This is a genomic window from Hydrocarboniphaga sp. FW305-C-57 (genome assembly GCF_058783045.1).
In genome coordinates this window covers 376326-389723 of the sequence record NZ_JBYSYG010000004.1, presented here as the reverse complement: position 1 = coordinate 389723, position 13398 = coordinate 376326, and the positions used below count along the sequence as shown (strand labels likewise).

Sequence of the window (13398 nt, the reverse complement as noted above, 5' to 3'; positions counted from 1 at the left end):
GAATGGGCTTGCAGCGGAGAATCGGTCGACGCGTCGAGCTAGGCGGCGCGCAGCGACGGCATCAGCGGGCGCCAGGCCAGGGCATGGCGTTCGAGCAGGCGCACGAAGGCGTCGGTGAGCAGGCCGAGCACGCTGTAGATCAGCAGGCAGACCATGATCACGTCGGTCTTCATGAAGTCGCGCGCTTCGTTGATCAGATAGCCGATGCCCGAATTGGCGTTGATCTGCTCGACGGCGACGAGTGCGAGCAGCGAAATGCCGAGCGCATAGCGCAGGCCGACGAAGAACGACGGCAGCGCGCCGGGCAGGATCACGTGCCAGATCAGTTCGAGCCGATTGAGGCCGAGCGTTTCCGAGGCTTCGACGAGCTTGGCGTCGACGCCGCGGATGCCGCCGTAGAGCGTCAGGTAGATCGGCGTCTTCGTCGCGAGTGCGATCAGCGCGACCTTGGTCAGCTCGCCGATGCCGAACCACAGGATGAACAATGGAATCACGCCGAGAAACGGCAGCGCGCGCAGCACCTGCATGAGCGGATCGGTGGCCGCCTCGCCGCGGCGCGAAAGCCCCGCGATCAGCGCGAGCACGGTGCCGAGCGACACGCCGATCAGCAATCCGAGCCCCGCGCGATGCAGCGAGACGAGCAAATGCTCGATCAGGCGGCCCGAGAACAGCAGATCGCCAAACGTGCCGACGAGCGCGGACGGCGCCGGCATGATCAGCGCCGAAATCAAACCGAGGCGCGAGCCGAGTTCCCACAGCACGAGCACGACGATCGGGCTCAGCAGACGCGAATTGAGCAGACGCGCGCTCATCGCACCACTCCGGGTGCCAGACGCGCAGGCGCGGCGGCGATGATGGCGTCGTCGGCGACTTCGACGCCAAGGCTCGTCAGCAGGCGACGACGCAGCGCACGAAACTCCGGTTGATCGACCGAGCGAACCGCCGGCAGCACGATGCGTTCTTCGTGCGCGATGCGACCCTGCGACAGCACCAGCACGCGATCGGCGAGCAGCGCCGCCTCGTCGACGTCATGCGTCACCAGCAGCACCGCCGGGCGATGCGCGCGCCAGAGCTTCTGCACGAGCTTGTGCATGCTCATGCGTGTGAGCGCATCGAGCGCGCCGAAGGGCTCGTCGAGCAGCAGCAGCTTCGGATCGCGCACGAGCGCCCGTGCGAGCGAAACCCGCTGCGCCTGTCCGCCCGAGAGCGTCGCGGGCCAGGCGTCGGCGTGTTCGGCAAGACCGACTTCGTTCAAGGCATCGAGCGCGCGCTGGCGCGCGTCTGCAGCGCGCAGGCCGAGCGCGATGTTTTGCCAGGCGCGCTTCCACGGCAGCAGGCGCGGCTCCTGGAACACGGTCGCGACGGCGGCCGGGGTTTCGAGATGGCCTCCGCTGATGCGATCGAGGCGGCCGAGCGCGCGCAGCAGGGTGGTCTTGCCCGAGCCGCTGCGTCCGAGCAGGGCGACGAACTCGCCCGGGGCGACGTCGAGATCGAGGCCGTCGAGAACCGCGTGCGTACCGAAACGACGCGTCAGCCCGCGCGCGCGAACGGCTCGCTGGGCCTCGTCGGCGACGATCGTCTGCCGGTTGCGGTCGATGGGTGTGGGCACGTCGAGCTCCGATGCATCATGCAAGCGCCGAATGGCGTGGAGCTCAAATTAGTCATTCCGCGCATAAAGGTGAAAGACCTTTATTAGCCATCCATATGTTGTTTCGGAAGTGCCATCTGCCTCCGCAGCTTCACTTTGTCCTTCGTAAATAAACATTTAAGAAAGACGACGTAAGACCGGCGGGTCATCAGCCGCCGGATTTGGGCGGTAGATGCCGCTGTGGATGAAAGGCGGGCTCGACCGCGTCGGCCAGCCGCTCGAGCGGCCGCTGCAGCTTGCCGATCAGTTTGGGATGCAGCATCACGAGCTCGAGCGTGGGCTTGAAATCACCGATCGGCAGGGCGCGCAGCTGGTCGCGCCAGGCGCTGCGTTCGAGCAGCGGCTCGGCCATGAGCCCCAGTCCCATGCCGCCGGCGACGAGCCCGAGCTGCAGTTCGGCGCCGAAGATTTCGAGATTGGTGCGCATCGCCATGCCCTGGGACGTCAGCATGCGATGCAGCGTGGCGCGAAAGCCGCAGCCGTCCGGATTCAGGATCCAGCCACGATCGGCACAATCGGCGAGCCGGTACGCACGCTTCGGAAAGTCGTCCTTGCGCGCGACCACGCGCAGCGGCACCTGACCGAGCGGGCGCACTACCCATTCTTCGGGATAGCTGCGGCCGGGCGGAAACAGCGCGATTGCCGCATCGAGTTCGCCATCCTTGAGCTTGTCGAGCAGCGCGCTGCTCCAGCCCGTCGACACCTGTACCGACAGATCGGGAAATTCGAGCTGCAATTCACGCAGCGCGTCGAGCAAGGCGATGTCGCCGACCATCTGCACCACGCCGAGCCGCAGGCTGCCGCTCGGCTGCGCGTCGCTGGCGACGAGGTGACGCAGACCTTCGACTTCGCGCATCACCTGCAAGCAGCGGTCGTAGACGAGCTTGCCCATCGCGGTCGGGCGCGGCGGCTTGGTGTTGCGATCGAGCAGCACCACGCCGAGCGCTTCCTCGAAGTTCTGGATGCGCCGCGTGACCGCCGGCTGCGTGAGCTCCAACACCTGCGCCGCCGCGCTGATCGACTGGCAGCGCACCACCGTCACGAAGGCTTCGATGTCGTCAATTTTCATGGGCCGGCGAGTTTAGCGCGCCGGAAACGCCGGTCTAAGCTCATGCCGTAATTGTCGCGGCTTATCGGGCCGAGCGAATCATGGCGGCAGTGGCACGAAGACGACGCCGACGAGCGCTATCAGCATCGCGGGCGTGAATCAGGGCACCAGAATCGTCGAACCCGTGGTCTTGCGCGCTTCGAGATCGCGATGCGCCTGCGCGGCGTCGGCGAGCGCATAGCGCTGTCCGATGCTGGGCTTGACCTTGCCGCTGCCGACGACGTCGAACAGGCGCGCGGCCATGTCTTCGAGCGAGGCGCGCTCGGCCGTGTAGTGGAACAACGTTGGTCGCTGCACGTAGAGCGAGCCGCGCGAGGATAGTTCGTTGAGCGTGAACGGAGGTACCACGCCGGACGCATTGCCGAACGACACCAACGTGCCGAACTTCGCGAGGCAATCGAGCGAGAGCTTGAAGGTGTCCGCGCCGACGCCGTCGTAGACCACCGGAACACCGCGTCCGCCAGTGATTTCCTTCACACGCTCGACGACGTTCTCGCTGCGGTAGTTGATCAGATGCGTGGCGCCATGCGCCTTGGCGAGATCGAGCTTGTCCTGCGTGCTCGCGGTACCGATCACGGTGACGCCGAGCGCGCGCGCCCATTGGCAGGCGATCAGGCCCACGCCGCCCGCGGCCGCGTGAAACAGAATCGTCTCGCCGCCCTTGAGCGGAAAGCTGCGGTGGAACAGATAGTCCACCGTGAGGCCTTGCAGCATCATCGCGGCCGCGGTGTCGTGGTCGATCGAATCGGGCAGCTTCACGAGCAGCGAAGCGGGCATCACGCGCTCGGTCGCATACGCTCCGAGCGGACGCCCCGTGTAGGCGACGCGATCTCCGGCCTTGAAATCGCTGACGCCTTCGCCGACCGCTTCGATCACGCCCGAAGCTTCGAGCCCGATGCTGCCGGGCATCGGCTGCGGGTAGGTTCCGTCGCGAAAATAAACGTCGATGTAGTTGAGACCGACGGCGTGATGCCGGACGCGCACCTCGGCCGCTGCGGGCTCGCCGACCTCGACATCGACGTACTGCATGACTTCGGGACCGCCGGCTTGGTTGATGCGGATGGCTTTGGGCATAGCGAGTCTTCTTGACCTGTGCGATCTGGCGATCGCGATGGATTATTCGTAGCGCAGCGCTTCGGCGGGCTGCATCTTGGACGCGCGCCAGGCTGGATACAGCGTCGAGCACAGCCCGAGCAGCAGCGACATCAGGCTGATGCGGATCACGTCCCAGGCCGCGAGATCCGAAGGCAGCTCGCCGAGGTCGTAGACCTCGGCCGACATCAGCTGATGCCCGCTGATCGCCTGGAAGGCGCTCGCGAGCGACTCGAGGCTCAGCGACAGCGCGATACCGCCGGCCGCGCCCGCGAGCGTGCCGATCGCGCCGATCAGCGTGCCCTGCACCATGAAGATCAGCATGATCGAGCGCGGTGTCGAGCCGAGCGTGCGCAGGATCGCGATCGCGGCCTGCTTGTCGTGCACCACCATCACGAGCGTCGACACGATGTTGAACGCGGCCACCGCGACGATCAGCGAGAAGATGATGAACATCACGCTCTTGGTGCTCGCGATCGCACGGAAGAAGTTGTCGTGCGAGCGCGTCCAGTCGTCGACGTAGAACAGGCCCTGCAGCGACGAGGCCACTTCCATCGCGATGCTCGGCGCACGCAGGGGATCGCTGAGCTTGAGATGCAGGCCGGTGACGCCCTCGCCCGCGCCGAACAGCGCCTGCGCGTCGGCCAGATGAATGTAGGCCGCCTTCATGTCGACTTCGTAAAGCCCGGCATTGAAGATCGCGACCACCGCGAACTGGCGCAGCCTCGGCTGGAAGTCGCCGTTGGGCTTGGTCTGCAAACTCAGCAAGCCGATCTTGTCGCCGATGCCGACCTTGAGCTTCTTGGCGAGCTCATGCCCGATCACGATGCCGTAGCCACCCGCGACGAGTCCGTCGAAGCGACCTTCGACGATGTATTTCGCGATGTCGGTGACCTGCGTTTCCTGTTCGGGCAGCACGCCCTGGAAGGCCGGAACGCCGATGTTCTCGTTGCCCGAGCGCACCAGCACTTCGCCGCTCACGAACGGCGCGATCGCGACGACGTCCGGGCTGCGTCGCGCCTGATCCGCAAGCTCGCGCCAGTGCTGGAGATGGCCTTCGAACGCGTAGATCGAGGCATGCGCGGACATCGCGAGCACGCGCGATTTCAGCTCGCGCTCGAAGCCGTTGACGACCGACAGCACGGCGATCAGCGTGGCGACGCCGATGGCGATGCCGAGCATCGAAGCCAGCGAAATGAACGAGACCAGGCGATTGCGCCGCCGGCCCGCGGTGTAGCGCAGGCCGATCCAGAGCTCGTAGCGCTGCGGGCTCATGCGCGCGCTCCGCTGCGCTGCTCGAACACCCCTTCGATCTCGACCATCAGGCCGCGCCTGCAGACTTCGCCGTTGAGCACGAGCAGCGGCGCATCGGCGCCGAAGCGCGCGAGCACGGCGGCCCTGGCCGCGGGCGCATCGGCCGGATCGAACACGTAGAGCTTCAGCACGCTCGGCGTCCATGCGCCGCCGGCCTCGGCGAGCAGCGCGTCGACGTTGGCGAGCATCTCCTGCGCCTGCGCGACCGCGTCGTAGGCGTGCCGGGTTTCATGGCCGACGATCGCGGCGGTGCCCGAGACGAGCAGCTGCGCGCCGTAGCGCGTGGCGCGCGAAAAGCTCGGCGAGCGCGGACCGAATTCGCGTGGGTAGCGAAACGCGCTGGTCTGGCGCGGATTCTCGATCTGCTCGCCGGCCCGCTTCGAGGCGAAGCCGAACAGCTGCAGGCCGGCGCGCGCGGTTCCGATCACGGTGGCCGCGGGCAGCCGGCGCTCGAAATCGGGCGCGGCGATCGCGCGATGGCGGCCTACGCAGAAGCGCCGATAGCGCTCGGCGTCGCCGTCGCCGACGGTCAGCTCGTCGAAATAGTTCCAGATGCGCAGCAGCTCGCGGTAACCGCTGTCTTCGAGCAGCGCGAGCAGATCGCGGTAGGCGCGCTCGGCGGCGGCTTCGATGTCGCTCGCGGCAGTGTCGATGCGGCGGAAGAACAGATGCACGCCATCGTCCGCGCAGGCATAGCCGTGGCGTTCGAAGCGCCGCACTTCGTGGCTCTGCGCGAACCAGAGCTCGCAGCGCGGCTCCGACAACGGCGGCAACGGCACGAACACATCGGCCGCGCCGCGGCTTGGCGCATCGCCGAAACAGACACGCGCGAGCAGCGGCGCCGGAGGCGTCGCATCGATCGGCGACAACGAAACTTTCAGTTCGGACGACACGAAGACCCTAGAAAAAACGCCGCTGCCGGAACCACAGCAACAGCACAGCGGCGATGCTCGCGAGCAGGCCGAGCACGAGGAAATAACCATGACGCCAGTGCAGCTCGGGCATGTACTCGAAGTTCATGCCGTACAGACTGGTGATGAAGTTAAGCGGAAAGAAGATCGCCGAGATCACCGTCAGCAGCTTCATGATGCGGTTGGTGCGATAGCCCACGGCCGCGAAGTGCAGGTCGATCGCGGATTCGACGTCACGCTCGAGGTTGCCCGCATGCTGCGTCACGCGCACCACGTGCTCGACGATGTCGCGAAAGCGCACTTCCTCGCTCTGCGTCCAGTCGAAGCGGCTGCCGCGGCGCCAGGCGTCGAGCGCCTCGTGCTGCGCATCGCCGAGCGACTCGAGCCGGCGCACGACGCGGCGCGCGGCGAGCAGCGGGCGCCACTGCTTGGTCGGAGAAGCCGGGTCGAGCAGATCGTCCTGCAGCGCGGTGAGCCGCGTATCGAGCACCTCGCGCACCTTGAGGTAGCGGTCGACCATCGCGTCGAGAATGAACTGGGCCAGCAGCACCGGCGTCGGCGGGCACTTGAGGCGACCGTTGGCGAGCCGCTGCTGCACCTGCGTATAGCTCGGCGCATCGGCCTCGCGCACGCTCACGAGCAGGCGGTCGAACAAGAACATCACGCCGACGCGCGTGTCGAGCGGAAACGGATCGTCGCTCGGGCCCAGGCCTTCGAAGATCAGCATGTCGTAATCGCCGGTGCCGTCGAAGAACGGCGGATGGCGGCCGTTGAGGCTGTCGGAGATGTGCTCGATATCGATCTCGGCGTTGACGAGCGGCTGCACGATGCTCGGCCAGTCCTGATGATCGCTGCGGATGAAATCGAGCCACAGCAGGCCTTCTTCAGGAAGCTCGTCGACCCGCTCGAGCCTGCGCGGCGACTGCCCGGGGATCAGGTGGAAGATGTCCACTCAGTACTCGCCTTCGTTGAGCTGGACCTGGATCTGCCCGTTCGGCGGCATCTGCAGATAAAAGCCCGGCCCGGCGAGCTGCTCGATGACGCGGTTGACGTCGACGCGCGCGAGCCTGCGCTGCGGGCTCAGCTCGATCTGCATGACCTCGGTGAGCCGGCCGGTGCGCGCGAGCAAGGGCTCGGGCAGCGTCTCGGGCACGAGCCCGGCGCGCAGGTACAGATACATCTCCTGCTGCTTGCTGCAGCGATAGACCACGCAGGCGGGCATGTGACGCGCTCGATTCGAAGACCAGCGCGCATTTTACGCAGCCGTGGTGAACGCGCGGATTTCGTCGTTTCAGCCCTAAGGAAGTTCTGCGCAGAGTTTCCCTACGCGGAAAGCTTGCGCGTGGGCTTGGGCGCGAAACCGTGGTCGAGCGGTCCGTGACCGCGACCCGTGCGCACCGCGGCGCCCGATTCGATGGCCTTGCGCACGTAGTCGCGCGCCGCGCCGACCGCGGCCACCAGATCGTCACCAAGTGCCAGCCGTGCCGCGATCGCCGACGACAGCGTGCAGCCGGTGCCGTGCAGGTTGCGGCTGGCGATGCGCGGGGCCCGCCAGATCTCGCGGCGGCCATCGGCGGTCAGCAGCAGGTCGACCACTTCCTCACCCGGCAGGTGACCGCCCTTGAGCAGCACCGCGCGCGCGCCGCACTCGATCAGGCGCTCGGCCGCGCGCAGCAGCGTGCCATCGTCGTGGATCGCGAAGCCGACGAGCAGCGCGGCCTCGTCGAGATTCGGCGTGACCAGGCTCGTGCGCGGAAACAGCTCCTTCACGAGCACCTCGACCGCCGGTTCGTCGATGAGCCGCGCTCCGCTCGTGGCGACCATCACCGGATCGAACACCACGTTCGCGAGCCGGTGACGCTCGATCGCCCCGGCGACCGTGCGCACGATCTCGGGCGAATGCAGCATGCCGATCTTCACCGCGTCGACGCCGATGTCCTCGACCACCGCGTCGATCTGCTGATCCAGGAATTCCGGTGGCGCCGCGTGGATCGCGCGCACGCCGGTGGTGTTCTGCGCGGTCAGCGCGGTGATCGCGCTCATGCCGAAGCAGCCGAGCGCGGCGAAAGTCTTCAGGTCGGCCTGGATGCCCGCGCCACCGCCACTGTCGGAGCCGGCGATCGTGAGCAGGCGCGCGTAGCGCGATTCGGCGGACGGCTGGGACATGGCGCTCGGGCGCTCGCGGCGAGGAAAGGTCGGCCATTATCCATGCGCCGCTCTTTACTCGTGCTTCATTGAGCGCTGGCGTAGTTCGCGTTGGTCGTCTTCAGCGAGGCTGGCACCAGCGTGCCCTGCGGATCGGCCTGGCCGAGGATGGCCTGGCGGCGGCGTTCGGCCGATTCGCGCCAGCGCTGGTAGCTCTCGAGCTGCGACTGGTAGTCGGCCTGCAGGCTCGCAAGGCGGGCTTTGTCGTGCGTCTGCGCGTCCATCATCTTGAGGTTGAACGCGGTCGCTTCGAGGCGGGCGCCGCGCTCGGCGATCTGGGCGTTGATGCCGCGCAGCTCGGCGAGTCTGGAATCGCCTTCCGGCAAGTGGCCTTCATTGTCCCAGGGCTGGAACTGGCGGGTACCGCTGGCCACCTTGCCCTTCTCGTCCGCGTGGTACTCGTAGGCCCAGGCCTCGGAGCCGACGGTATAGCCGGCCAGGCTCAGGACGATCAGGGCGGCGCGGCGAAGAGTCTGGACTTGCATCGGCGTGATTCGCGGGTCAGGTTCGGGGTGTGCCCATGGTGCTCGGATCGGCGCGTGGCCGCCTGTAGACAAAACTTCATGAAGCAGGCGAATCCCGGGCATCGGTATGGTTTGTCTAAGCGCCGATGGCCGCCCCGCGCCCGGCCGGGCGCTGCAAACGAAAAAGCCCCGCCGGAACGATCCGGCGGGGCTTTTTCGTTTGCAGCCCGCGACCGGCGAGGTCGCGGCAGCCAGCGGGATGGCTTACTTGAGCAGGTCTTCGATCGCGGCGCGCTCTTCACGCAGCTCGGTTTCGGTGACGGTCATGCGGGCACGGCTGAACTCGTCGATCGACAGGCCCTGCACGATTTCGTACTGGCCGTTCTTGCAGGTGACCGGATAGCCGTAGACCACGCCCGGGGCGATGCCGTAGCTGCCGTCGGACGGAATGCCCATCGACACCCACTTGCCGTCGGTGCCGAGCGCCCAGTCGCGCATGTGGTCGACAGCGGCCGAGGCAGCCGAGGCAGCCGACGACAGGCCGCGCGCCTTGATGATGGCGGCGCCGCGCTGCTGCACGACCGGAATGAATTCCTTCTCGACCCATTCCTGCGACACCAGGCTCTTGGCCGGCTTGCCGCCGATGGTGGTGTGGCTGATGTCCGGATACTGGGTGGCCGAGTGGTTGCCCCAGATGATGACCTTGTCGATGTCGTTGCCGCTCGTGCCGGTCTTGGTGGCCAGCTGGCTGATGGCGCGGTTGTGGTCGAGGCGGACCATGGCGGTGAACTGCTTCGGGTCGAGCTTCTTGGCGGCGCTCGCGGCGATAAGCGCGTTGGTGTTGGCCGGGTTGCCGACCACGAGGACCTTGACGTCGCGGCTGGCGTTGTCCGACAGCGCCTTGCCCTGCGGGACGAAGATCGCGCCGTTGGCCGAGAGCAGATCCTTGCGCTCCATGCCGGGGCCGCGCGGACGCGCGCCGACGAGCAGGGCGTAATCGGTGCCGTCGAAGGCTTCGTTCGGATCGGCGGTGGCGACCACGCCAGAGACGAGCGGGAAGGCGCAGTCGTCGATCTCCATGACGGTGCCCTTGAGCTTCTCGAGCGAATCCGGAATGTCGAGCAGCTGCAGGATCACCGGCTGGTCGGGACCGAGCATGGAGCCGGACGCGACGCGAAAGATGAGGGAGTAGGCGATCTGGCCGGCGGCGCCGGTGATGGCGACCTTGACGGGCTTCTTCATGAGAGAAAAACCTTCCTTCGTAATCAAAAGAGCGGGCGGGAGAACAAGCAGCTACAGGCTCCACTGCTCGGAGCCGTCAACCTGGGATCAGGTGGCCCAAGGGGCTGCAATCTCGTCCAGCCGTCGTCCTCGGGCGCGGAATTCTACCTGCTTTGGCCCGCGGAACCGAACATCGGGTCGCTCTTCCCCCTCGCCGCGAGCAGAGGACTTTCACCTCCAGCGGCGCACGCGGCCCGGCGCATACGAAAAAGGCGGCCCGGAGGCCGCCCTTCTCGTTACCGCAACACCCGCTTACGGCAGCGTGGCTTCCGGGTTCGTCGCCGGGCAGGCCGAGTAGACCGGCACCGAGTAGGTGACGCCGGCCAGCGAACTCACGCGCAGTTCCACCGTATCGAACGGCTTGGTGGTCGGCTGCGCGCTGCGGAACAGCTTGGTATCCGGCGTCAGGTCGACGTCCAGGCCCAGCAGTTCGAGATCGAGCAGGCCGGCCTGAGTCCAGCTTTCCTGGACCGCGCCGTTGCGCAGCGTGCGGAGCTCGTACAGCGACAGCAGATCGACACTCAGCGCCGTGGTCGGATCACCGATCAGGAAACCGACGGGCTGACCCGGCGTGTACGCCGAACCGTCCTTCGAACCGACGCTGAGCGAAGTGCCCCCCAGCAAGCCCAGATAGACGTTCATCTTGGCCGGCGAAGCACCCGGCGAGCTGTCGATGACGTTGTTCTTGTCGGTGACGCTGCAGAGCAGGCACAGTCCGAACGTGGCCGTATCGACCTTCGCATTCTCCGGCGTCAACGGCACCGAGCAGTAGTTCTGCACGACGGTCAGCGTGTAGCTGGCCGAGCAGTTGCTCAGGCACTTCGACTGGTCCTTCAGCGTGGCGGTGATGACGGTGGTGCCGGCGGCCAGGGCCGTGGCGGAGGCGCCGCCGCTGCCACCGACGACCGGATCGGCCATCACGCCGTGATTGCTGCTGGTCCAGGTGACCGCGTCGGCGTAGATCGCCTGGTTGGTGAGATCCTGGGCGATGAAGGTGACCGGGCTGCCGACCTGCAGCTTGTTACCCGGCAACTCCGGCTCGGTGACGATGCGGTCGATGCCGACGAGATCCGAACCGGACGGTTCGCTGTCCGCGCAGGCGTCGAACACGTTGATGGTCTGCAGCGCGGTCGCGGTGCCGGAACGCAGGCGGAGGCGAACACCGTCGAAATCCTCGGAAGTATTCATCGCCACCAGGGCCTGGTCGTACCGCTTGCCGCCGATCAGCGTGAAGCCGAGCAGGTCGACGCGCAGGCCGATGCCTTCGGCGCTGCTCTCCTTCACGTTGCCGTCGCCCAGCGTGCTGACTTCGAGCTGCGCAAGGACGTTGGCGAGCACCAGAGGTCCTTCCGGAGCGCTGATGATGAAGCCCGGCTTGGAACCGGCGACACCACCTTGGCTACCCAGCTTGACGTCGAAGCCGCGGTAGGTGTTCAGCAGGCCGACGCCGACGTTGATCTGGCCGAAATCCGCATCGCTGTCGTTGATGACGTTGGGGCCGTTGTTGACGCCGCAAAGCAGGCAGACGCCGAGCGGCTCGGTCTCCGCGATGCTCGCTCCATCGGCCTCGCGGACCGGGATCGAGCAGCCGGCGTTGGTGACGACGAAATCGGCTTCGGCGGTCGAGCCGTTGAGACTGGCCTTGATCTTGGTGGTCGGCAGCGGCGAGCCCGCGACCGGCTCCTGCACCGCGGTGGCGGTGCCGGCATTGGCCCCGGTCTTCACCACCGAGGCAATGGTCTCGTCATCGGAACTCCAGGTCACGCTGGTGACCGGCAGATCCGCTTCGCTGCCGTCGCTGAACTTGCCGACCGGGATGAACTGCTTCTGGCGATGCAGGGCCACATAGGCCTTGCTCGGGCGCAGCCCCAGCAGCGACTGCACGGCGGCATCCGTCACCTCGATGCTGACGGTGTCGGTGCAAGGCCTGCGCACGGCCGGATCTTCCGGATCGGCGCAGACATTGCCGGTGGTGGCGGTCAGCGACGAAGTGCCCTTGGCGCTGGAAACCAGCCGGGCCTGGTTGGTGTCGGCGTCCACCGTCAGCGAGATGATGGTGCTGGACGACGGGATCGACCAGCTGACCTTGTCGGCGTCGCTGCGCGCGCCGCCGGTGATGCCGTCGGTGTAGGTGTAGTCGACGGCGAAGCTCGGACTGGCGCCCAGCGGAATCCTGGCGAGGCGCGCGGCGCTGATCGGCACACCCGGATCGAGCGACTTGACCGCGACGCTGCTGAGGATCGCCTCGGTGACGTCGAGGTTGGCTTCGGCGCTGAACGTCAGATACGAGGCGGTGACCTTGACCTTGCCGACCGACTTGCCGGTAACGGTGCAGCTGGCGATGCCGGTGCCGCAGCTGCTGTCGACGGTCGGAGCGGTGGTGCCCTCGACCAGCGTCGCGGTCCAGACGGCGGGAACTTCCTGGTCCGGGATCGCGGTGCCGCCGCTGGGCGTCCTGAACGAGGCGATGGCGGTGAACGAGGCGCCGACGCCGACCGGGCGGCTGAGGGTGGCCGGATCGACCTTCAGCGCGGAAACCTGGCCGACGATGAACTTGGCGGTGCCGCTGACGTTCTGCGGGCTCGCGTCGGTTCCGATGTTGACCGTCGCGGTGAGCGTGGCGATGCCTTCTTCCGTGCCGGCCTTGACCGTGACCGGCGTGCCGGTCGAATTGTTGAGCGTGCCGAGCCCGTCGATGGTCCAGCTCACCGGACGGTCGGAGGGCAGGTCGCGCGGCGTCGGGCTGTCGCTGAAGACGCCTCGCGCTTCGTAGCTCACGCTGCCGTTCGGTACCGTCACGCCGGTCTGCGGCGTGATGACGACCTGGCGCAGCACGACGCCGAGGCCGGTCACCGTGGAAGTGGCGGTCTTGCCTTCGAAGCTGGCGCTGATCGTGGTGGTGCCGGTGCCGGCACCCATGACCAGACCTTCGCCGTCGACGGTCGCGACGTTGGGTGCGCTGCTGGCCCAGGTGACCCTCTTGGTCACGTCCTCGACGGACGTCGGGCTGCTGCTGCCGGGCGGTGTGGTGAAGGTACCTATCGCCGTCATCTGCTGCTGCTCGCCGGTGCCGATCGAGAAGCTCGCCGGCGTGACCTGCAGCGACTGCAGCGCGGGCGTGAAAGCCGGGCTTTGGATGCTGCCGTCACCGCAAGCCGTCAATACGAACGCCAGACAAGCGCCCATCCACCCTTTTATTCCCTTCATCGAATTCCCCAAGTTTCTCGGCCTACCCCCGCACGACCCGATTTCGGGCCGACACAGCGAGTCCGTCCCCAAAAAAACAACCGTGATCGACCGTGCGATCGATCCCTGATGCTCGAAAGCAATAGATAGAAACTACTTAGTCATTGCCTGCCAGCATCTTATCCTCCA

At 66.7% G+C, this 13398-nt stretch carries 12 protein-coding genes; all 12 read right to left on the bottom strand.

The genetic code is table 11. The features are described 5' to 3' along the window. Window positions 1-38 precede the first annotated feature (38 nt). Window positions 39-812, bottom strand: coding sequence for an ABC transporter permease (locus AC3WUM_RS11185; RefSeq protein WP_492410383.1), 774 nt, complete (start codon window positions 810-812; stop codon window positions 39-41). After that, window positions 809-1609 carry an ABC transporter ATP-binding protein gene (locus tag AC3WUM_RS11180; RefSeq protein ID WP_492410382.1) on the bottom strand — a complete coding sequence of 267 codons (801 nt, stop codon included), beginning with the start codon at window positions 1607-1609 and terminating at the stop codon, window positions 809-811. The genes AC3WUM_RS11185 and AC3WUM_RS11180 overlap by 4 nt, the downstream gene beginning before the upstream one ends. A 187-nt stretch (window positions 1610-1796) precedes the next feature. Further along, window positions 1797-2717, bottom strand: a complete 921-nt coding sequence (locus AC3WUM_RS11175) for a LysR family transcriptional regulator (protein WP_492410381.1) — start codon at window positions 2715-2717, stop codon at window positions 1797-1799. A 138-nt stretch (window positions 2718-2855) separates the two neighbouring features. After that, window positions 2856-3830 carry a quinone oxidoreductase family protein gene (locus tag AC3WUM_RS11170; protein ID WP_492410380.1) on the bottom strand — a complete coding sequence of 325 codons (975 nt, stop codon included), beginning with the start codon at window positions 3828-3830 and terminating at the stop codon, window positions 2856-2858. Between the two features lie 42 nt (window positions 3831-3872). Beyond that, the gene (locus AC3WUM_RS11165) at window positions 3873-5123 is read right to left on the bottom strand and encodes a lipoprotein-releasing ABC transporter permease subunit (protein ID WP_492410379.1); all 1251 of its coding nucleotides are present in this window, start codon (window positions 5121-5123) and stop codon (window positions 3873-3875) included. Beyond that, window positions 5120-6055: a chorismate transformation FkbO/Hyg5 family protein gene (locus AC3WUM_RS11160; protein ID WP_492410378.1), complete on the bottom strand. Its 936-nt coding sequence runs from the start codon at window positions 6053-6055 to the stop codon at window positions 5120-5122. The genes AC3WUM_RS11165 and AC3WUM_RS11160 overlap by 4 nt, the downstream gene beginning before the upstream one ends. A 7-nt stretch (window positions 6056-6062) precedes the next feature. Next, on the bottom strand, window positions 6063-7025 hold the full coding sequence (locus AC3WUM_RS11155) for a magnesium transporter CorA family protein (RefSeq protein WP_492410377.1): 963 nt from the start codon (window positions 7023-7025) through the stop codon (window positions 6063-6065). Beyond that, entirely contained in the window at window positions 7026-7295 is a 270-nt protein-coding gene (locus AC3WUM_RS11150) for a YcgL domain-containing protein (RefSeq protein WP_492410375.1), read from the bottom strand. Between the two features lie 101 nt (window positions 7296-7396). Continuing rightward, window positions 7397-8239, bottom strand: coding sequence for a bifunctional hydroxymethylpyrimidine kinase/phosphomethylpyrimidine kinase (gene thiD / locus AC3WUM_RS11145; protein WP_492410373.1), 843 nt, complete (start codon window positions 8237-8239; stop codon window positions 7397-7399). Window positions 8240-8304: 65 nt separating this feature from the next. Beyond that, on the bottom strand, window positions 8305-8763 hold the full coding sequence (locus tag AC3WUM_RS11140) for a hypothetical protein (RefSeq protein ID WP_492410372.1): 459 nt from the start codon (window positions 8761-8763) through the stop codon (window positions 8305-8307). Window positions 8764-9006: 243 nt separating this feature from the next. Continuing rightward, the gene (locus AC3WUM_RS11135; RefSeq protein WP_492410371.1) at window positions 9007-9984 is read right to left on the bottom strand and encodes a malate dehydrogenase; all 978 of its coding nucleotides are present in this window, start codon (window positions 9982-9984) and stop codon (window positions 9007-9009) included. A 291-nt stretch (window positions 9985-10275) separates the two neighbouring features. Continuing rightward, a complete protein-coding gene (locus tag AC3WUM_RS11130) occupies window positions 10276-13209 on the bottom strand; it encodes an Ig-like domain-containing protein (RefSeq protein ID WP_492410370.1) in 2934 nt (977 codons plus the stop codon). Between the last annotated feature and the right edge of the window lie 189 nt (window positions 13210-13398).